Raw genomic sequence first — 18,755 nt, forward strand, 5'->3', positions numbered from 1 at the left:
TAATATAATTTATTTTTAGCTAATAGAGGCAAAAATATGTGATTGTTTAAAGTTATAAAAAAATATAATTATATCAATAAAAAAGCAAGTAATAAATGATGGAAACATAAGATATGTAAGGGGGAATAATATGAAGAGAAAACTTAGAGAGCCAAAAAGTAACGATTTTAAGAAAATAATAGTTATTTTTTCAACTATATTTGTATTATCAGTATTTATAGGAAGTTTTATATATGTAGATACAAGCTTAAGGCCTACAATAACGGTACTTGCAGAAACTAAGGCCTTAGAGTTAGCAAATAGATCAATCAATAAGGCTGTTGGAGAAATAGTAAAAGATAAAATAAGTTATTCTGATTTAATGAATACTAAGTTAGATTCCGATGGAAAAATAACTATGATTCAAGCTAATACAATAATGATGAATAAAATAGCATCAGATGTAGCACTCCAAATTCAGGATGAATTAAAACAAGTGAAAACTACAACATCTTACATACCAATAGGAACAGCACTTGGAAGTCCTATACTTGCTAAATATGGGCCTCAACTTAAAGTTTCGATAGAGCCAATCGGAACTGTATCCGTAGACTTTAAAACTAACTTTGAATCATCAGGAATTAATCAATCAAGACACTCAATTTATTTGCAAGCTAAGACACAAGTAAAAGTAGTTATACCATTAACTACTACAACTAAAGAAGTGAAAGCACAAATACCAATATGTGAAACTATAATAGTAGGAGATGTTCCTAATAGCTATGTAAATATACCGGATAATGGAGTAATAAATACTATTCCTAAGGTAGACGTAAACAATACTAAAAGTAAATAAAAATAATAAACAATGAATATAAATTATAAAAAAATGCAAAATATAGATAAATAGGGAGTAGATTTTAACCTACTCCCTAAATGTTAAAATTATTTATCAGTCATCCACTGAATAAAAACTGCATATCCAAAACTTGGATCATTTTCAACTGCATGAGATATAGCACCAATTATTTTATCACCTTGAACTATAGGAGTACCACTCATTCCTTGGACAACTCCTCCAGTTTGAGCTAATAAATCTTTATCAACTATTTTGAACTTTAATGTTTTTGATTGTGGTGATCTTTGTTTTTGTATATCTATTATTTGTATATCAAATTTTTGACAACCATTAGAAGTTGTTTGTAATATAACTTGAGCTTTGCCTAATTGAATTTCATCTAAAGAGGCAACTTTATATGATTTTAAATTAGATGTATCAAAGCCTACTATATCACCTTTAATACCAAAATCAGTATTTGTAGTAAATTGACCTATAGTATCTTTTCTTTTAGCACTAATTGAACCAACACTACCTTTAACTGATTTTTGTATAAGTAAGTCTGAAGTTGTAGATATATTACCTAATCTTATATCAACTTTTCGAGAAGTACCTACACTAATAGGGTGAGCAACAGCTCCAAAAGTATTATCATTAGGATTAATATAAGTTAAAGTAGCAAAACCTGAAAGTAAACCATTTATGTTTACTTTTTCTAACTCAGACTTAGTAGTTTCTAAGGTAAAGTTATGAGTTCCTCTTCCTACCAAAACAGAAACCTTATCTGAAGGAGATATGCTAGACAACAATTTTGAAAAGTCACTATAATCGCTTATAGGAGTTTTGTTAATTGCTATGATAGCATCACCTAATGTAAAAGGAGATCCTTCAACGTAATTTCTAACTATCACATTTTTTAATTCAGCATCAATTTGCACTATGTTACCAATTGGAATTAAATAATCTGAATCTGAATTAGATTGTGCATAAATTAAGCTGCTAGAGAAAAAATATAATAAAAAAGAAGCAATAAAGATAATTTTTAACTTTATTAAATTTTGTTTTTTAGAGGTCGAAATTCTTGTACCCATAAAACACCTTCTTTCTGTCAAATACTTGATAAGTTTTGGTGCTTAATATTATGTTGTACAAGAATAGGTTTTTGATTCTTGGAAAACAGAAACAATAAAACCGTAGATTTCAAAAATAAACAATTAATCAATTAATTATCAATAAAATGATTGATTAGTATAAACAATACTATAAAAATTATTAATAAAGTTCATATATGTATAAATGATATATATAATGATTAGATATTTATGAAGAAATAAAAATTAAAATGGAAGCTATGTAAAAATAAATAATAAAAGTAAAACACTTAATAATTATGATAACTAAGTGTTTATTTTTTTTTGATTTTTTTTCTTTTAATTTTTTTGATTACAGTTCTTTTTTTAGGATTATTATTTTTAAAATTTGTTTTAGATCTAGATGAAGTTACAGCTACATCAGGAACCGGTGGAACGAAAACTTCCTCACTTGTATCACCATCTTCAGAAGAAGGACATTGTTGTACAGAAGCTATTAATGCTAATTCATCTGACAATACAGCAAAAAAAGTAGCCAATATATTTAAATCAGTATTATCAAAATCCTCTGCTAAAGCTATAGCTATAGTTGAAGCAAGAACTATATAATCTACATAACCAAATTTACATAAAACTGGCTGTTTTTTTGAATTTGTATTATTATTATCGCAACCCATATATACAATACCCCCTATATAAATATATATGTATTACTTATTAAATAAAAACTAAAGAATAAAATTAAATAAAAATATAAATATTGGAAATAATACTATAAGTATTTATTTTTTATTAATTTATGTATGAAAGGGGTATACAATATGAAAAAATATAGATTATTGGTAACTACGATAATTGCTATAGGTATCATTATTATAGGAACATCAAATCCAATTAGTAATCTTTATAAAAGTACAAATTTAATTAGTAAAGGTATACAGCAAAAAGATGACAAAAAACAGGACAATAAAACAAATGAAAAAAATTTTCTAATATATATAGATCCGGGTCACCAAGAAAAGGGAGATCCTAACCCAGAACCTGTAGCTCCAGGATCATCTCAAACTAAGGCAAGGGTATCATCAGGAGCAACAGGGATTGCAACAAAAAAACCAGAATATGTATTAAATTTAGAAGCATCTACAGTATTAAAACATATACTAGAAGGTAAGGGTTATAATGTCATGATGACGAGAGAAACTCATGATGTTAATATAAGTAATGCAGAAAGAGCAAGATTAGCTAATGATAAAAAAGCTGATATGGTTATAAGAATTCATGCAGACAGTTTAGATAACTCAGGTAAAACGGGAGCATCGATATTGATACCAGCTAAAGAAAGCAAATATACATCTAATATATATGACTCTAGTAGTCAATGTGCCAAATTAGTAAAAAATCAAATGACTAATGCAGGAATTAATGTAAATGGAATATTTGAACGTAATGATTTAACAGGATTTAACTGGTCTGAAGTACCTGTTGTTTTAGTTGAAATGGGATTTTTAAGTAATTATAATGAAGACCAGATGATGTCTAATCCAGACTATCAAAGAAAGTTAATGCAAAGTGTTGCAGATGGAGTTGAAGAATATTTAAGACAAAAAAATTAGGTGATTACGATGAAGAAAAAAATAGAAAATGCATATGCATCAGCCTTAAGAGGAACTTTTAAGGTAGTAAATCCAATTAAAAAAAGCATAATAAATACTACTTGTGAAGTTCATTTATTTATACAAAATAATGCTTTGGATATGTTGAAAAATTCTGGATATAAAAATGAATATAGATTCTTTAAAGAATATTTAACACAAATGAATCAAGGTCTAGTTTGGGCAGATCAAGATTTTAAATCATATCATCATTTTTATAATCCTATAGAAGGAAAAGGTAAATATGGTTATGAGGAAAATGCTATGACAGTAGCAGTTAATTATTATAACAAAGCCTTAAAGTACTTTAAAGAAGATAATTTTTCTAAAAGTATGTTTTTCTTTGGAGCTGCATGTCATATAATACAGGATTTAACTATACCTCAACATGCTAAAGGAAGATTATTAGATAACCATAGACAATTTGAGGTATATGTAAAAGAAAATTATAAAAAAATAAAACGATTTAAATCAAGTGATATTCCATTAATATTGGATAGCATAGAGGAATATGCAGATCACAATTCTATGCATGCTCTAAATATAGATTATATGTATAAGAATATAAATGATATAAATACAAAGTTTTATTTGACAGCTGTTAAATCATTGACGTTATCTCAAAAATCTACAGCTGGATGTATGATTATGTTTTTTAAAGACTTAATATACATGTAAAATTAATATATCACGATATAGATTTATAAAAGTATGAATAGGATTAGACAGATAAGGTGTTAAAATATACATAGTTTTGTTTAATTCTATTTTTATGCAATAAACATTAGAAAGTATAAAATTTCAATGATTAATAAAGTCATTCAACAAATATGAAAATCTTATAGCATTAACTATGTGTTTATTAGGTAGAATACTTGATTTAAGTCAAAAAAGAATATATTATAGTATAGAATATGTAGACAAAAAATAATAAAGAGGTGGAAAAATGCTAGTAGTTGAAAATGTAAGTCATGGTTTCGGAGCAAGAACTATACTAGAAAATGTTTCATTTAGACTTAGAAAAGGTGAACATATAGCACTAGTTGGAGCTAATGGAGAAGGGAAATCGACTTTTTTAAATATAATAACTAAAAAACTTATGCCAGATGCAGGTGATATAAAGTGGTCATCTAGGGCGACTGTAGGTTACTTAGATCAGCATACAGTATTAACAAAAGGTAAAAGTATAAGGGATATACTAAGAGATGCATTTAAAAATATGTTTGACTTAGAACAAGAAATGATCGGTATGTATGATAAAATGGGAGAAGCTAGTGATGAAGAAATGACAAAGCTTCTAGAAGAGACAGCGGAAATACAAACTATTTTAGAAAATAGTGGTTTCTATATGATAGATGCTAAAATACAAGAAGTTGCTAATGGGCTAGGTTTAGGTGAAATAGGATTAGATAAAGATGTTACTGACCTAAGTGGGGGTCAAAGAACAAAAGTACTTCTAACAAAGTTATTACTTGAAAATCCTACTATATTAATATTAGACGAGCCTACAAACTACTTAGATGAAGAACATATAGTTTGGTTAACAAGATATCTTCAAGAATATGAAAATAGCTTTATATTAGTATCTCATGATATACCTTTCATAAATGATACATGTAATGTAATATATCATATGGAAAATGGAGAGTTAAATAGATATAAAGGTAACTATGATGAGTTTGTTAGACTTGATGAGATAAAAAAACGTCAAGAAGAAAATGCATATGAAAAACAGGTTGAAGAAAGAAAAAAATTAGAAGACTTTGTTGCTAGAAATAAAGCAAGAGTTGCTACTCGTGGTATGGCAAACAGTAGACAAAAGATATTAGATAAAATGGAAATTTTAGAAAGACCAAAGGAAAAAATAAAGCCTACATTTGGATTTAAGGAATCTAGAGCATCAAGTAGATTTGTATTCGAAACTGAAAACTTAGTTTTAGGATATGATGAAGCATTAACTAAACCACTTAATTTCATATTAGAAAGAAACCAAAAGATAGCATTAAAAGGTATGAATGGTATAGGTAAATCAACATTACTTAAAACTTTATTAGGAATAACAAAACCTTTTGAAGGAAATGTTAAATTAGGAGATTATTTAGATGTAGGTTATTTTGAACAAGAAAGTTCAAGAGACAATTACAATACTCCTATGGATGAAATTTGGTCAGAATTCCCTGGACTTAGTAATTTTGAAGTAAGACAGAATCTTGCTAAGTGTGGATTAACAAATGAACATATAACAAGTCAGATGAGAGTTTTAAGTGGTGGAGAAGCTGCTAAAGTTAGAATATGCAAGATAATGCTAAAAAATATAAACTTACTAGTTCTAGATGAGCCTACAAACCATTTAGACGTAGAAGCAAAGGATGAATTAAAGAAAGCTATAAGAGAATTCAAGGGAACTGTTTTATTAGTATGCCATGAGCCTGAATTCTATATGGATATAGTTGATGATGTATGGAATATAGAAGATTTCACTACTAAAATAGTATAAATTTATAAATTTTAATCTCCCTGTAAATCTAATGTTTTCAGGGAGATTAATTATATCTAGGTTATTAAGTAATTAATAGAGATTACTATAAAATAAAAAATATATTACGTATAATATAAAAAATAAATAAATGGTAAATATAAAAGTACTTAAGTTCAAAATTATAATTTAGGGGTATTTAACATATGAAAAAAATTTTAAATATAATATTTTCGGTATGCTTTAGCATATTAATAATAACTGGGGTAATAAAATTTACTGTGGGTTTTAAAGAAATTTATTACTATGATATATCCAACTTAGATATACCAAAATTAAGTGGTTTAACTGAAGAAGAAATTAGATTGAATTATGATTATTTAATAGACTATAATTTAAGTAAAGATAAGAAAGAATTTAAAATGCCTACGATACCATCCTCACCACAAGGAAAAATACATTTTGAAGAAGTAAGAGATATATTTCAAAATATAAATAAAATTTTTAATATAACGTTAGTGATTTCATTAGTTGGCATAATTATAAATATAAAAAATAAAAATCTTTCTTTTTTAAAGATAACATCAATTTCATTAATTAGTATACCAGTGATACTATCAATACCAATCATAATAAATTTTGAATATAGTTTTACAATGTTTCATAAATTAATGTTTGACAATGACTATTGGATTTTTAATCCTAAAATAGATCCTGTAATAACTATGCTGCCAGAAGCATTTTTCTTTCATGCTGGTCTTATGATGTTAGCTCTTATATTTTTATCTAGCATGCTAATTTATATTATATATAGATTATTAAGAAAAAAAGGAGTGCAGTAATATGCTCTCCTTTTTGATTCTAACTCAATATTAAAATAACAGTCTACTAAAAAATTATGATACCTTAATCTTCCTTAGAAGTTATTTTAATAATATCTTGGAATTTACTCATAATATAGTCATAGTTGTTTTTATTATGAGGTAATAAACAATTAGAACAATCCTTAATACCATTTTCACTATATTTAAAATTTCCGCCGCAGTTTTTACCTAAAGCATATAATGGACAATAGCAAAATAAACAGTTAAATTCTTCTGGTTTATTAGTTTTATGACAAGGGAAGTACTCACAATTTTTATGGTTGAAAAACTTATAATTTTCACTCATATTAAAACCTCCTAATTTTATAGAACTAATATAATTATACTAAATATTTACATTAATGGTATAATAAAAAAAATAGTGACAAAGGTATAAAAAGTACACAAAAATTTTACATAAGTATTAAAATGAGGTGTTAAGATGGAAGAAAAAAGAGAAAAAGCGTTGCTTGTAGGACTTAATATAACTTCTACAGCAAGAAAAATTGATGATATAGACATAAATGAGTCAATGGAAGAACTTAAAGAATTAGCAAAAGCAGCAGGAGCTGAAGTTGTAGGAAGTTTAATTCAAAATAAACAAAGTAGAGATGCTGCATTTTACGTAGGAAAAGGAAAAGTTGAAGAAATAAAAGCATATTGTGAATCATTAGAAGCTACAATGGTAGTTTTTAATGATGAATTATCAGGAGCACATATAAGAAATATAGAACAAGTAGTGGGTATTAAAGTTATAGATAGAACAACATTAATACTAGATATATTTGCTCAGAGAGCTCTTAGTAAAGAAGGAAAGCTTCAAGTTGAGCTAGCTCAATTAAAATATAGATTACCTAGACTTACAGGAATGGGTGGAGAGCTTAGTAAAACTGGTGCTGGTATAGGTGCTAGAGGTCCAGGAGAACAAAAGCTTGAATTAGATAAAAGAAATATACTTAATAAAGCGGCAGATATTAGACGCGAACTTAGAGAGGTTAAAAAGACTAGAGAAACTCAAAGGGCTCAGCGTCTAAAATCAAATATACCAATAGTTGCATTAGTAGGATATACAAATGCAGGAAAATCTACCTTATTAAATGAACTGATAAAAACACACAAAGATTATGAACAAGACAAAGAAGTATTAGCAAAAGATATGCTTTTTGCAACATTAGATGTAACTCTAAGAAAAGCTCTTTTACCAAGTAAAAAAGAATTCTTAGTAGTAGATACTGTTGGATTTGTAAGTAAACTTCCCCATGATTTAGTAGAAGCATTTAAAGCTACATTAGAAGAAGTACAATATGCAGATTTAATACTGCATGTAATTGATGCTACAAATTCTAGTTATGAATTACAAAAAAAGACTACTGAAAGTGTATTAAAAGAGTTAGGTGCAGATGCTAAACCAACAATACTTGTTTACAATAAAATAGACAGACTAGAGTTAGATATATATCCTAAAAATCATGATGATGTAATTTATGTATCAGCTAAAAAAGGCATAAATATGGATAAATTACTAGGTATTATAGAAGATGCATTAATGGAAAATACGTATAATGTAACTTTATTACTACCATATGACAAAGGTGATATATTCAGCAAAATGAAAGAAAAGTATAATGTTGAAAACTTTGAATATGGGGAAAATGGAATAACACTTGATGTAAATTTAATGGAAGAAGATTATAATATATATAAAGACTATATATTAGAAAAGTAGGTAATAATATGAATATAAGTTGGGATAATATAGACAACTTAGAAGATTATTACATAACCTATCTTCTATATAAAGAATCAAAAACAGTATCTCAAATTAGTAAAATTAGAAATTTGTCAACTTCAGAAATCAATGACCAACTAATCAAAGCTAAACTTGAAATCAAAGCTATGCTTAAAGATAAAGTTGAGCTTTCTAAAGATACTATTGATAAATTCTTAGGTCTTAATAAATCAGAAAGACTAGATTTTATGAATAGTTTAAATGCAGAAAGAGTGGTGGATTTTAAGAGGAAACTTTATAAAAGAATACTTACCGAAAGAAATGCTGAGGATTTAATGATTTTAATCTGGGCCACTGGTGAACTTAAGGATGATAGATTTTTACAACTACTACATCCATTAACAGGGCATAGACACTCAGATGTAAGAAGAATCACTTATTCAGCACTAAGAAAGATTGAATCACCTAAAAGTAGAGAATATCTACAACGAGGACTTTATGACACCAATGCACAGACTAGGCAATATTGTGCTAAGGCTCTTGCGAAAATAGGTAATACTAATAGTTTAAAGATGTTAAGACAGTTAAAAAGTAAGAAACAATTTGAAAAAGATTATGTATTAAGAGCTTATGAAGAAGCTATTGATATTTTAGAAAAATCAAAGAATTAAAATTTAACATAAAGGTTTTATAGATAACATATAATTAACAAAATAAACTTTTACCTATGGTTTATCTCCAGAAGTTAACATAAAAAAAAGAATTTAGTTACTAGGAGGGAATTTGATATGATAGTAAGACGTTGTGCAGGTGGAGTAGTATTTTATGCAAATAAAGTGCTTATAGTTAAAAATGATAGAGGTGAATGGACACTTCCTAAAGGTAAGATTAATGAAGATGAGTTTCAGCATGAAAGTGCAGTTTTAAGAGTTAAGGAAGAAGCAGGAGTAGATGCTACTGTTATAGAAACAGCTGGTGATACTATGTATGAATTTTTCTCAAGAAGTAGACAAAAAGAAATATGCAATGCTGTAATGTGGTATATTATGGAGACCGAAACTACAGAATATATTCTAAATGATGACCTTACTGATGGTGGATTCTATAAAGTGAAAGAAGCATTAGATATGCTGACTCATAGCAAAGAAAAGTCGTTAGTAGATATATCATATAAAAAATATAAAGACTTAAAAAAGCAAATAGTTGAAGGTAATGCGACTGTATAAAAAATTAATAGAAGAAGAATAGGAAAGGGCTTAGCCCTTTCTTTTTGATTTATATAGTTATATTGGATATAATAAAGTATATAAATTATATAAATACATTTAATAAAATAACTAAATCAAATTAAACATAAATTATAGAAACAAGCTAAAGAGAAATACTAGGAGGAAAAAATGAGTACATATAAGACACTACATGATTTTGGTTCGGATGAAATTATAATAGAAAAATCAACATTTATCGGTTATGCAAAACCTATAAAAACAGAAGAAGAAGCAGTGGAGTTTGTAAATGAAATAAAGAAAAAACACAAAGATGCAACTCATAATGTATGGGCTTATACAGTTGGAAAAAACATGAATATACAAAGATATAGTGATGATGGAGAACCACAAGGAACAGCTGGAATACCTACATTAGAAGTAATAAAAAAAGAAGATTTAAGAGATGTAGTAGTTGTCGTGACTAGATACTTTGGAGGTATAAAATTAGGCGCAGGGGGATTAGTTAGGGCATATACTAAAGGTGCAAAAGTAGGATTAGAAGTAGCTAAAATAATTGAGAAAGTAATGTATCAAGAGGTTAAAATAAAGATAGATTATAATCAACTTGGAAAAATTCAAAATGAAATAATGAATATGGGGTATTTTGTGAAAGATACTATTTATGAAGATAATGTAGAAATGATAGTATATTCAAGAATTAGTGAAGTTGATTCTTTAACATCAAGAATGGTAGATATAACAAGTGCTACAGCAGAAATAGTTTTGGGTGAAGAATTTTATTTATCGGAACAAGATGGTCAAATAATTCTTTAAGTATGCTATAATTTATGAAGATAAAAACTTAGTTTTTATTTAAAATGGTTAGCTAAAAATTTAGCTAACCATTTTTTTAGTGACGGATGAAATCTTTAACGTTATGAGCAAAGTGAATTTTCTGTAAGAACAAATTTATTTAGGGCAATTTTTATTTTTAGGCACACTAACCCCTTTTTTTATTTCTATAGAGCCAACTATCAATAAGAATAACCCAAATACTCTTTTTAAAATTTGTGGAGATATGTAGTTAGCGACAAATGAGCCACAAACAGCACCTAAGACTCCAAATAATGCTATTGGGATTACTAGTTTTAAAACTACGTTTTTATTTTTTATATGTATAAAAAGGGCTATTATAGTCATTGGGATAGAGGATAGTAAGTTAACACTTTGAGCTATCCTAGGATCAATTCCTGCCAATAAAATTAAAGCTGGAATTAAAATAGTTCCGCCTCCCATTCCCATACCACCAATTATACCAGCGAAAAAACCAATTATTGCAAATAACATTAAAACACCATCCTTAGCGCAGCAATAATCATAATTGATCCAAAAGATATTCTTAAAAATTTACCAGTAACTTTACATAAAATTTTAGCTCCGATAACACCACCAATGATGCTTCCAATAGCTACCTTAAATGTAAGTCCTATATCATAAGTACCTTTAGAAATATATACTGCAGAGCTTGCACCTGTTAAAAATAAGATTATAGCTAGAGCAGTAGCATGAGATTTATGTTCTTCTACTTTTACAATATTATTTAAAATTGGAACTAGAAGAGTTCCCCCTCCAGAACCAAATACACCATTAATAAAGCCTGTAAATAAGCCGATTAAGGAGTTTTTAAAGCTAAATCCAAATTTATTATTTTTCACATTAATCACCTACTCATTATATTTTTTACCTAAATAGCAAATTATATTTATAAAACCAAATATTATTATTTTTACCTTAACATTAAATAAAATTTATATAAAAATAGTTTATAATACGTTGTATAAATAAAGAGTAAATACTTAAAATTAAGGTAAAATAAACCTAGATTATAGAAGTATAAAATTATATGATATAATACATTTATACAAAAAATGTAAAAATGAGAGAGGAGTAAAATATGACAGATATAAATATAAAAATAGATAAGACAGTTGAATGGCTAAGAGAAAAAGTTAAAGAAGCAAACTGCAAGGGGTTAGTAGTAGGTGTATCTGGAGGTATAGATTCAGCAGTAGTTGCTTATCTTATAAAAAAAGCATTTCCTGAAAATTCTATGGGAGTGATAATGAGTATAAAAAGTAATCCAAGTGATAGAGAAGACGCTTTAAAAGTTATAAATGGATGTAATATAGAATACTTAGATTTAGATTTGACAGAGCCTCAAAACTTAATACTAAATACAGTAACAGAAAAATTAAAAGAAAAGAATTTACATAAAGAAGAATATTTAAGAATGACAGATGCAAATTTAAGAGCTAGAGTTAGAATGAGCACTGTATATACTGTAGCTAATAATTTAGGGTACTTAGTAGTTGGAACAGATAATGCAGCTGAAATACATACAGGATACTTTACTAAATATGGAGATGGAGGAGTTGATTTAGTACCTCTAGCTAATCTTACAAAGAGAGACGTATATGAATGGGCAAAGGCATTAGGGGTGCACGAAGATGTTATAAATAAATCTCCGTCAGCAGGACTTTGGGAAGGTCAAACTGATGAAATAGAAATGGGTACAACTTATGATATGATAGATGCGGTAGTTGAAGGAAGATTAGACGAAGTACCTCAAAAAGATAAGGAAATTATAGAAAGATTACACAGAATAAGTGAACATAAAAGACATATAGCTCCAAAACCACCTAAGTTCTAATTTACTAATTTAATTATTTGTGCTAAAATTTACGAGTGATAATAAAATTACTAAATATATACTAAACAAATGGGTACATACTTTAAATATTTACCCTCAAGTAATATATATACTAATTATACGTATTAAGGAGTGGAATTATGGGACGTATAGGAAATATAATCAATAAAAAAGGTAAACAAGACGCAAAAAGAGCAAAAATATTTACTAAACATGCTAGAGCAATAGCAGTTGCAGCTAAAGAGGGTGGAGGAAACCCAGATTACAATGCAAACTTAAAGACAGCAATAGAAAAAGCTAAAGCTGACAATATGCCAAATGACAACATAGACAGAGCTATAGCAAAAGGTGCTGGAGCTGGAGCTAATGAAAATTACGAAACTATAGTTTATGAAGGATATGGACCAGGAGGAGTTGCAGTTATAGTTGAAACTTTAACTGATAACAAAAACAGAACTGCTGGAAATGTAAGATACTATTTCGATAAAAATGGTGGTAATCTAGGTACTAGTGGATGTGTATCATTCATGTTCGATAATAAAGGACAAATATTAATAGAGGCTAATGACGAAGTTTCAGAAGAAGAATTAATGGACGTAGCTTTAGAAGCTGGAGCTGAAGATTTCATAACTGAAGAAGATGGATATGAAGTAGTAACTACACCAGAAGATTTTAGTGCAGTTAGAGATGCATTACAAGCTAAAGGATATGAGTTTATATCTGCGGATGTAAAATTAATTCCTCAGACAACTGCAGAATTAACTGATGAAGCTCAATTAAAGAATATGAATAAATTAGTAGATATGCTTGAAGATGATGATGATGTTCAAAATATCTTCCATAACTGGGAAATAAACGAATAATTTACTCAAATACTGCCTTTAAATATAAGTCTTAAGATTTATGTTTTAGGCAGTATTTTTTTATACAAAAATAAGTAAATATAATAAATTAATCAGAAAGGACATTAAAGAGGAAACGACCCTTTATAAAAAAATTATGAACAATAAATTAAAAAATATATTATGTATAATGATGATAATAGTACTTGGTTATTTACAGATTGGATGTGAATCTGTAGATGATAATTCAAGTAACTTATCAAATAGTAATGTATCAATAAATAAAAGTGATGATTCACAAATACACTTTATAGATACTGGTAACTCAGATGCTATTTTGATTATTAAAGATGGTAAAGCTGCACTTATAGATGGTGGAGACAATGATGATGAAAAGAGAGTAGTAAATTACCTAAAAGATCAAGGCGTAAAGGAACTAGAATATGTATTTGCAACACATCCACATGCAGACCATATAGGTGGATTAGATGCGGTAGTAGATGCTATAAAAGTTAATCATTTATATGTAAGTAATGGAGATGCAGATACTAAAAGCTATAGAGATTTTATAGAATCTGCCGCTGATAAAGGTTTATCGCCGAGTGTTCCATTATTAAATAGTGAATTCAAACTAGGAGATTCAAAATTTAAGGTGTTGTCTGTAGCTAATACAGATGATCCAAATAATAATTCTATAGTTTTATCATATACAAATGGCAACGATAAAATACTGTTAATGGGTGATGCAGAGGCTGATATTGAGAAAAATTTAAATCCAGGAGATGTTGATTTAATAAAAATAGGTCATCATGGGTCTCATAGTAGTTCAACTAGAGAATTTATAGAAAAAACAAATCCAGAATATGCAGTTATATTGGTTGGAGAAGATAATAAATATGGACATCCACATAAAGAAACAATGGATTTATTAAAAGAGAAATCTATAGAAGTCCATAGAAGTGATGAATGTAAGGATATAATAGTTATTTCAACAGGAAATGGACTAAAAGTAGACTGTAAAAAAGGTAGTTACAATTCAGGGAAGAACTCTAAATATAATAAAAATACTACTTATAACAAAGAAAAAGTTATAACTCAAGAAACAAATGTATCTCCAAGTGTTAGTGAAGAAAAGATAGAAAGTGAAAATAAAAAAATAAAAGATATAGTTAATGCCGATAAAGTATATTGGAGTGCTAAAGGTAAAAAGTATCATAGCGATCCAACTTGTTCAGGCATGAAAAATCCAATTGCAGGTACTATAGAAGAAAGCAAAAGGACTGCTTGTAGTATTTGTTATTAAATATTAAACATTAGAAAGAGCATCAAGTATAATACTTGGTGCTCTTTATTACATTATTAAATATTAAACATATGTAATTGATAAATTATTTACACTTAAAACTAGAACAATATGTTTCTGAATATAAATTAGCTTTTGGAGCGCTAGAAGTTACAGCAATATTGTTAAGTGCACATACAGTACCAGCATTATGAGTACAAGTTTTAACATTACAGCCAACAAATGAACAAGGTCCATTTCCTTCTGTATTATTAGTTAGATTGCTATAATTAGCAGCATCTAAAAATGACCCACAACAAGTATGAGTACTAGTACGAGATTTTTTACCATTTATAGAAATTTTATTTGCGTAACAAACCCCACTATCATTATGAGCACAATTCATTACATTACAGTTTATATTTGACATAAAAAATACCTCCTAACAAATATCTTGTTCTTTAATGAGTATCTCCCAAAATATAAAATTTATATCAAAATTTACTATAAAAAATTAAGTATGAATTAAATGGTGCACAAAAAAGGTGTACAAATAAGAACTGAGAGAATAAATTCTCTCAGTGGATTTAAAGTATAAATGCATACGATTAATCAATTGAAATATTTAAATAAAGTACTGAAGTTATCCTCACTCATCAATGCTTTAGCGACTAGAGTAGAAGCTGAAGGATACATCTTTATTGGTGGCCAAATTATAAAAAGTTCCTTCTCATAATCAGATATAGTTATTCTGCTTCCTGATAAAATTTTTTCTTCAATTTCAGCAGAGAAGTCTCTAATTTTTAAAAAATCTTCTAATTTTAATTCATGAAAAACAGAGGCTTTATGTTGAGGTTGTTTTAAAAGGAGTATATTTTGTTTAAACTCTAAGAAGTCAAGTCTATCAGATAGTAATCTAACATATGCACTCATTACATCACCTCCAAATAAAAAATTTAAATGATAACATATAATATGTATAAAATTTGCAAAATGGGATAAAAATCCAAATATAAAAACTACTAAAAAATTCCTAAATTTTATGAAAAATTTATCAAGGATAAAAGTCTATGTAGAAGGAGGTATTTTTATGTTTGAAAGAAAAGATCCATTTAATTGGAAAGCGCCAGCATTAATATTGCTAGGGGTTGTTGTTTTAAGTGGTGGAATCTACTTAGGAGTGAAAACTAGAGATACAGGAAATAAAACTGCTAATGCTGAGAAGAAAATTGAAAAAACTGTAGAAAAAGAAAATAAAGAAGTATTCCAATTAAGTAAGGATTGTGAAGTTTGGGTACATAAAAAAAGTACAGATGGAAGTGATTCAGATACAGCACCTATTATGATAGGCACTATAGATAAAGCGTTACTTAATAAAAGTGAAACAGAAATAAGAGACTACTTGAAAGAAAAATATCCAGAAAGACATGTAGAAAGTTTAAGTAAATATGAAATTATATTGTCTGAGGTAGGGTCAACAGGTGATGCAGATACTAAAGTAGATCCAGCTAAGTTTAACAAATATACTTTAGAGACAGAAGATGAATTTATAGTATTGTATAAATATGATAAAGAAGGTAAAAAAGAACTTGTAGAAAAAACTGATATAAGTATAGGGGCTTTACCTAAGAAAGTTCAAGATGAGATTAAAAAAGGAATAATACTAAACTCAGAAGATGAAGCATATACAAGATTAGAAGAGTTTGGAAGTTAATAACATTAAAACAACCCCTTAGATGAGGTTGTTTTTTGTTGTATATAAAAACTTGTGATATAATAGATTAGAACATAAGTTTTATATGAACGGTAAAGTTTTAGCAGGAGGAATACAAAATTGATAATATTAGGCATAGACCCAGGGATAGCTATAGTTGGGTTTGGGATAATAGAGTATAAAAATTCTAAGTTTAGAGTAATAGACTATGGTGCAGTTACAACACCTGCAGGTATGGATATTTTAAAACGCTTAGAACTTGTTTATAAAGGCATTGATCTTATAATAAAAAAATATAATGTAGATGAAGTCGGAATAGAAGAGCTGTTCTTTAATAAAAATGTAAAAACAGCAATAACAGTAGCTCAAGCTAGAGGAGTTACAATGCTTGCATGTGCACATAATGATAAGCCTGTTTATGAATATACTCCACTTCAAGTAAAGCAGGGTGTTGTAGGTTATGGTAGAGCTCAAAAAGCTCAAGTACAACAAATGGTAACATCATTTTTAAATTTAAAGCAAGTACCAAAACCAGATGACGTAGCAGATGCACTAGCTGTAGCTATATGTCATGCTCATGCTAATAAATTAGAGAAAACTCTGAAAAACATAGGGGGTAAATATGTATAGTTATATAAAAGGAACTATTGAAGAAATATATTTAGATAGTATAGTAATAGAAAATAATGATATAGGATATAAAATAAATGCATCATCAAATACAATTAAAGATTTACAAATGGGAAAGATGGCAAAAATATATACTAAGTTAATTGTTAGAGAAGATGATATGAGCCTTTGTGGATTTTCTACAAAAGAAGAAATGCAAATGTTTGAGCTACTAACTTCTGTTTCAAAAATAGGTCCTAAGGTAGGCTTAGGAATTTTATCATTTGGTACTCCGGGTCAGTTAGGTGCTTACATATTAAGTGAAGATATTGTTAAGCTATCTAAAGCACCTGGTGTAGGTAAAAAAACAGCAGAAAGAATAGTATTAGAATTAAAAGATAAAGTAGATAAAAATAATATTGAATTTGAACCTACACTGCTTACACAGGCGCCTATAGCTGTGTCAAAAGATGAAGCAGTAGATGCTTTATTAGCACTTGGTTATTCTTCACAAGAAGCTAAAGAGGCAGTAGATAAGTGCAAAAAAGATGGATTAAACACAGAAGATATAATAAAGAAATCTTTAACATATATAATGAGTAAATCTTTAAGGTAAATTAATAATACAAACTTATAGAAGGGGGAACATAAATGTTCGATTTTGAAGATGAAAATAGAATAATTACATCTACAATGAAAAACGAAGATGTTGATATAGAAAATAGTCTAAGACCTAAATCACTAGATGATTATTTAGGACAAGAAAAAGCTAAAGAACAATTAAAAATATTTATCGAAGCAGCAAAATCAAGAAATGAACAGTTAGATCATGTCCTTTTATACGGTCCTCCAGGACTTGGTAAAACAACATTATCAAATATAATAGCTAATGAAATGGGTGTTAATTTAAGAATTACTTCAGGACCTGCTATTGAGAGGGCAGGCGATCTGGCTGCAATACTTACCAATTTAAATGAAAATGATGTTTTATTTATAGATGAAATACATCGTATAAATAGAAGTGTAGAAGAAGTTTTATATCCAGCTATGGAAGATTTTTGTTTGGATATAATAATAGGTAAAGGACCTTCAGCAAGAAGTATAAGATTAGACTTACCTAAGTTTACATTAATAGGTGCAACAACTAGAGCTGGTATGCTTACAAATCCATTAAGAGATAGATTTGGAGTAATTTGCAAGCTAGATTATTATACAGTTGATGAACTAGCTCAAATAGTAATCAGATCTGCAGAGATACTAGGAGCAAACATAGAAGTAGGCGGAGCTACAGAGATTGCTAGAAGGTCTAGAGGAACACCAAGAATAGCGAATAGATTATTAAAAAGAGTTAGAGATTATGCACAAGTAAGAGCTGATGGAGATATAACAGATGATGTGGCACAAAAGGCTTTAGAACTTTTAGGCGTAGATAACTTAGGATTAGACTATGTAGATGAGAAGTTATTAATGACTATCATAGAAAAGTTTAGAGGTGGACCTGTTGGATTAGATACTCTAGCGGCTTCAATAGGTGAAGATAGAAATACTATAGAAGATGTTTATGAACCATATTTATTACAATTAGGATTTATAAACAGAGGACCTAGAGGTAGAATTGCTATGCCATTAGCATATGAACATTTAAATATACCGTATCCAAGTAAGTAATAAAATAAAATAGATAAGTTAAGTTTTGTATAATATTCAAATAATAAGAGTTTCTAACTATGTATGCAAATAAGCATATTTGTATAGAAAAAAC

General features: G+C 28.2%; 23 protein-coding genes. 16 read left to right on the top strand and 7 right to left on the bottom strand.

The genetic code is table 11. From position 1 onward, the window contains the following. Window positions 1-130 precede the first annotated feature (130 nt). On the top strand, window positions 131-835 hold the full coding sequence (gene yunB / locus BLP75_RS12880; RefSeq protein WP_092726674.1) for a sporulation protein YunB: 705 nt from the start codon (window positions 131-133) through the stop codon (window positions 833-835). An 89-nt stretch (window positions 836-924) separates the two neighbouring features. On the opposite strand, the gene BLP75_RS12885 is transcribed toward yunB, so the two are convergent. Both BLP75_RS12885 and BLP75_RS12890 read right to left on the bottom strand, forming a co-directional pair. Continuing rightward, window positions 925-1,908: a SpoIVB peptidase S55 domain-containing protein gene (locus BLP75_RS12885; protein ID WP_092726677.1), complete on the bottom strand. Its 984-nt coding sequence runs from the start codon at window positions 1,906-1,908 to the stop codon at window positions 925-927. Window positions 1,909-2,222: 314 nt separating this feature from the next. Continuing rightward, complete coding sequence (locus BLP75_RS12890; protein ID WP_092726680.1) at window positions 2,223-2,585, bottom strand: hypothetical protein; 363 nt, start codon at window positions 2,583-2,585, stop codon at window positions 2,223-2,225. Window positions 2,586-2,729: 144 nt separating this feature from the next. On the opposite strand from BLP75_RS12890, the gene BLP75_RS12895 reads away from it, so the two are divergent. The 4 genes from BLP75_RS12895 (at window position 2,730) to BLP75_RS12910 (ending at window position 6,878) form a co-directional block, all read left to right on the top strand. Further along, window positions 2,730-3,521 carry an N-acetylmuramoyl-L-alanine amidase family protein gene (locus BLP75_RS12895; protein WP_092726681.1) on the top strand — a complete coding sequence of 264 codons (792 nt, stop codon included), beginning with the start codon at window positions 2,730-2,732 and terminating at the stop codon, window positions 3,519-3,521. Window positions 3,522-3,530: 9 nt separating this feature from the next. Next, the gene (locus tag BLP75_RS12900) at window positions 3,531-4,238 is read left to right on the top strand and encodes a zinc dependent phospholipase C family protein (RefSeq protein ID WP_092726682.1); all 708 of its coding nucleotides are present in this window, start codon (window positions 3,531-3,533) and stop codon (window positions 4,236-4,238) included. Between the two features lie 268 nt (window positions 4,239-4,506). After that, window positions 4,507-6,057 carry an ABC-F family ATP-binding cassette domain-containing protein gene (locus BLP75_RS12905; protein ID WP_092726684.1) on the top strand — a complete coding sequence of 517 codons (1,551 nt, stop codon included), beginning with the start codon at window positions 4,507-4,509 and terminating at the stop codon, window positions 6,055-6,057. A 185-nt stretch (window positions 6,058-6,242) separates the two neighbouring features. Further along, complete coding sequence (locus BLP75_RS12910; RefSeq protein ID WP_092726686.1) at window positions 6,243-6,878, top strand: TIGR01906 family membrane protein; 636 nt, start codon at window positions 6,243-6,245, stop codon at window positions 6,876-6,878. Between the two features lie 64 nt (window positions 6,879-6,942). Here the strand turns inward: BLP75_RS12910 and BLP75_RS12915 are convergent, their stop codons facing one another. Beyond that, on the bottom strand, window positions 6,943-7,206 hold the full coding sequence (locus tag BLP75_RS12915; RefSeq protein WP_092726688.1) for a cysteine-rich small domain-containing protein: 264 nt from the start codon (window positions 7,204-7,206) through the stop codon (window positions 6,943-6,945). 135 nt (window positions 7,207-7,341) lie between these two features. On the opposite strand from BLP75_RS12915, the gene hflX reads away from it, so the two are divergent. From hflX to BLP75_RS12935, 4 genes are all read left to right on the top strand, one after another. After that, entirely contained in the window at window positions 7,342-8,625 is a 1,284-nt protein-coding gene (hflX, locus tag BLP75_RS12920) for a GTPase HflX (RefSeq protein WP_092726689.1), read from the top strand. An 8-nt stretch (window positions 8,626-8,633) separates the two neighbouring features. Beyond that, a complete protein-coding gene (locus tag BLP75_RS12925) occupies window positions 8,634-9,299 on the top strand; it encodes a HEAT repeat domain-containing protein (protein WP_092726691.1) in 666 nt (221 codons plus the stop codon). Between the two features lie 117 nt (window positions 9,300-9,416). Continuing rightward, window positions 9,417-9,854 carry an NUDIX domain-containing protein gene (locus BLP75_RS12930; protein ID WP_092726693.1) on the top strand — a complete coding sequence of 146 codons (438 nt, stop codon included), beginning with the start codon at window positions 9,417-9,419 and terminating at the stop codon, window positions 9,852-9,854. Between the two features lie 171 nt (window positions 9,855-10,025). Beyond that, on the top strand, window positions 10,026-10,670 hold the full coding sequence (locus tag BLP75_RS12935) for a YigZ family protein (RefSeq protein WP_092726694.1): 645 nt from the start codon (window positions 10,026-10,028) through the stop codon (window positions 10,668-10,670). Between the two features lie 135 nt (window positions 10,671-10,805). On the opposite strand, the gene BLP75_RS12940 is transcribed toward BLP75_RS12935, so the two are convergent. Together BLP75_RS12940 and BLP75_RS12945 are read right to left on the bottom strand one after the other, a co-directional pair. Then, a complete protein-coding gene (locus BLP75_RS12940; protein ID WP_092726696.1) occupies window positions 10,806-11,183 on the bottom strand; it encodes a sulfite exporter TauE/SafE family protein in 378 nt (125 codons plus the stop codon). Beyond that, window positions 11,183-11,551, bottom strand: a complete 369-nt coding sequence (locus BLP75_RS12945) for a sulfite exporter TauE/SafE family protein (protein ID WP_170139190.1) — start codon at window positions 11,549-11,551, stop codon at window positions 11,183-11,185. Before BLP75_RS12945 ends, BLP75_RS12940 begins: the two co-directional genes overlap by 1 nt. Window positions 11,552-11,790: 239 nt before the next feature. Here BLP75_RS12945 and nadE point away from each other — a divergent pair, with 239 nt between their 5' ends. From nadE to BLP75_RS12960, 3 genes are all read left to right on the top strand, one after another. Next, a complete protein-coding gene (gene nadE / locus BLP75_RS12950) occupies window positions 11,791-12,546 on the top strand; it encodes an NAD(+) synthase (RefSeq protein ID WP_092726699.1) in 756 nt (251 codons plus the stop codon). Window positions 12,547-12,686: 140 nt separating this feature from the next. Next, a complete protein-coding gene (locus BLP75_RS12955) occupies window positions 12,687-13,409 on the top strand; it encodes a YebC/PmpR family DNA-binding transcriptional regulator (RefSeq protein WP_092726701.1) in 723 nt (240 codons plus the stop codon). A 136-nt stretch (window positions 13,410-13,545) separates the two neighbouring features. Then, a complete protein-coding gene (locus tag BLP75_RS12960) occupies window positions 13,546-14,691 on the top strand; it encodes a ComEC/Rec2 family competence protein (protein ID WP_242872433.1) in 1,146 nt (381 codons plus the stop codon). A gap of 85 nt (window positions 14,692-14,776) precedes the next feature. Here BLP75_RS12960 and BLP75_RS12965 read toward each other — a convergent pair whose 3' ends face one another. Beyond that, window positions 14,777-15,100: a DUF1540 domain-containing protein gene (locus BLP75_RS12965; protein ID WP_092726703.1), complete on the bottom strand. Its 324-nt coding sequence runs from the start codon at window positions 15,098-15,100 to the stop codon at window positions 14,777-14,779. A gap of 182 nt (window positions 15,101-15,282) precedes the next feature. After that, window positions 15,283-15,603 (bottom strand): hypothetical protein, encoded by a 321-nt coding sequence (locus BLP75_RS12970; RefSeq protein ID WP_092726704.1) that lies wholly within the window; start codon window positions 15,601-15,603, stop codon window positions 15,283-15,285. Between the two features lie 157 nt (window positions 15,604-15,760). Between BLP75_RS12970 and BLP75_RS12975 the strand changes: the two genes are divergently transcribed. The 4 genes from BLP75_RS12975 (at window position 15,761) to ruvB (ending at window position 18,661) form a co-directional block, all read left to right on the top strand. Continuing rightward, window positions 15,761-16,384, top strand: a complete 624-nt coding sequence (locus BLP75_RS12975) for a hypothetical protein (protein ID WP_092726706.1) — start codon at window positions 15,761-15,763, stop codon at window positions 16,382-16,384. 120 nt (window positions 16,385-16,504) lie between these two features. Further along, complete coding sequence (gene ruvC, locus BLP75_RS12980) at window positions 16,505-17,014, top strand: crossover junction endodeoxyribonuclease RuvC (RefSeq protein WP_092726707.1); 510 nt, start codon at window positions 16,505-16,507, stop codon at window positions 17,012-17,014. Further along, window positions 17,007-17,609, top strand: a complete 603-nt coding sequence (gene ruvA, locus BLP75_RS12985; RefSeq protein ID WP_092726708.1) for a Holliday junction branch migration protein RuvA — start codon at window positions 17,007-17,009, stop codon at window positions 17,607-17,609. The genes ruvC and ruvA overlap by 8 nt, the downstream gene beginning before the upstream one ends. Before the next feature lie 35 nt (window positions 17,610-17,644). Beyond that, window positions 17,645-18,661: a Holliday junction branch migration DNA helicase RuvB gene (gene ruvB / locus BLP75_RS12990; RefSeq protein ID WP_092726710.1), complete on the top strand. Its 1,017-nt coding sequence runs from the start codon at window positions 17,645-17,647 to the stop codon at window positions 18,659-18,661. The last annotated feature ends 94 nt before the right edge of the window (window positions 18,662-18,755 follow it).

Source organism: Romboutsia lituseburensis DSM 797 (assembly GCF_900103615.1).
Classification (GTDB): domain Bacteria; phylum Bacillota; class Clostridia; order Peptostreptococcales; family Peptostreptococcaceae; genus Romboutsia_F; species Romboutsia_F lituseburensis.

What these genes read in the sequence shown, in the direction of transcription:
- BLP75_RS12940 (WP_092726696.1), bottom strand. Translation starts at nt 11,183, where the DNA reads ATGTTATTTGCAATAATTGGTTTTTTCGCTGGTATAATTGGTGGTATG.
- hflX (WP_092726689.1), top strand. Translation starts at nt 7,342, where the DNA reads ATGGAAGAAAAAAGAGAAAAAGCGTTGCTTGTAGGACTTAATATAACT.
- BLP75_RS12910 (WP_092726686.1), top strand. Translation starts at nt 6,243, where the DNA reads ATGAAAAAAATTTTAAATATAATATTTTCGGTATGCTTTAGCATATTA.
- yunB (WP_092726674.1), top strand. Translation starts at nt 131, where the DNA reads ATGAAGAGAAAACTTAGAGAGCCAAAAAGTAACGATTTTAAGAAAATA.
- BLP75_RS12935 (WP_092726694.1), top strand. Translation starts at nt 10,026, where the DNA reads ATGAGTACATATAAGACACTACATGATTTTGGTTCGGATGAAATTATA.
- BLP75_RS12965 (WP_092726703.1), bottom strand. Translation starts at nt 15,100, where the DNA reads ATGTCAAATATAAACTGTAATGTAATGAATTGTGCTCATAATGATAGT.
- BLP75_RS12895 (WP_092726681.1), top strand. Translation starts at nt 2,730, where the DNA reads ATGAAAAAATATAGATTATTGGTAACTACGATAATTGCTATAGGTATC.
- BLP75_RS12975 (WP_092726706.1), top strand. Translation starts at nt 15,761, where the DNA reads ATGTTTGAAAGAAAAGATCCATTTAATTGGAAAGCGCCAGCATTAATA.
- ruvA (WP_092726708.1), top strand. Translation starts at nt 17,007, where the DNA reads ATGTATAGTTATATAAAAGGAACTATTGAAGAAATATATTTAGATAGT.
- BLP75_RS12925 (WP_092726691.1), top strand. Translation starts at nt 8,634, where the DNA reads ATGAATATAAGTTGGGATAATATAGACAACTTAGAAGATTATTACATA.
- ruvB (WP_092726710.1), top strand. Translation starts at nt 17,645, where the DNA reads ATGTTCGATTTTGAAGATGAAAATAGAATAATTACATCTACAATGAAA.
- BLP75_RS12905 (WP_092726684.1), top strand. Translation starts at nt 4,507, where the DNA reads ATGCTAGTAGTTGAAAATGTAAGTCATGGTTTCGGAGCAAGAACTATA.
- BLP75_RS12960 (WP_242872433.1), top strand. Translation starts at nt 13,546, where the DNA reads ATGAACAATAAATTAAAAAATATATTATGTATAATGATGATAATAGTA.
- BLP75_RS12885 (WP_092726677.1), bottom strand. Translation starts at nt 1,908, where the DNA reads ATGGGTACAAGAATTTCGACCTCTAAAAAACAAAATTTAATAAAGTTA.
- BLP75_RS12900 (WP_092726682.1), top strand. Translation starts at nt 3,531, where the DNA reads ATGAAGAAAAAAATAGAAAATGCATATGCATCAGCCTTAAGAGGAACT.
- nadE (WP_092726699.1), top strand. Translation starts at nt 11,791, where the DNA reads ATGACAGATATAAATATAAAAATAGATAAGACAGTTGAATGGCTAAGA.
- BLP75_RS12890 (WP_092726680.1), bottom strand. Translation starts at nt 2,585, where the DNA reads ATGGGTTGCGATAATAATAATACAAATTCAAAAAAACAGCCAGTTTTA.
- BLP75_RS12955 (WP_092726701.1), top strand. Translation starts at nt 12,687, where the DNA reads ATGGGACGTATAGGAAATATAATCAATAAAAAAGGTAAACAAGACGCA.
- BLP75_RS12915 (WP_092726688.1), bottom strand. Translation starts at nt 7,206, where the DNA reads ATGAGTGAAAATTATAAGTTTTTCAACCATAAAAATTGTGAGTACTTC.
- BLP75_RS12970 (WP_092726704.1), bottom strand. Translation starts at nt 15,603, where the DNA reads ATGAGTGCATATGTTAGATTACTATCTGATAGACTTGACTTCTTAGAG.
- BLP75_RS12930 (WP_092726693.1), top strand. Translation starts at nt 9,417, where the DNA reads ATGATAGTAAGACGTTGTGCAGGTGGAGTAGTATTTTATGCAAATAAA.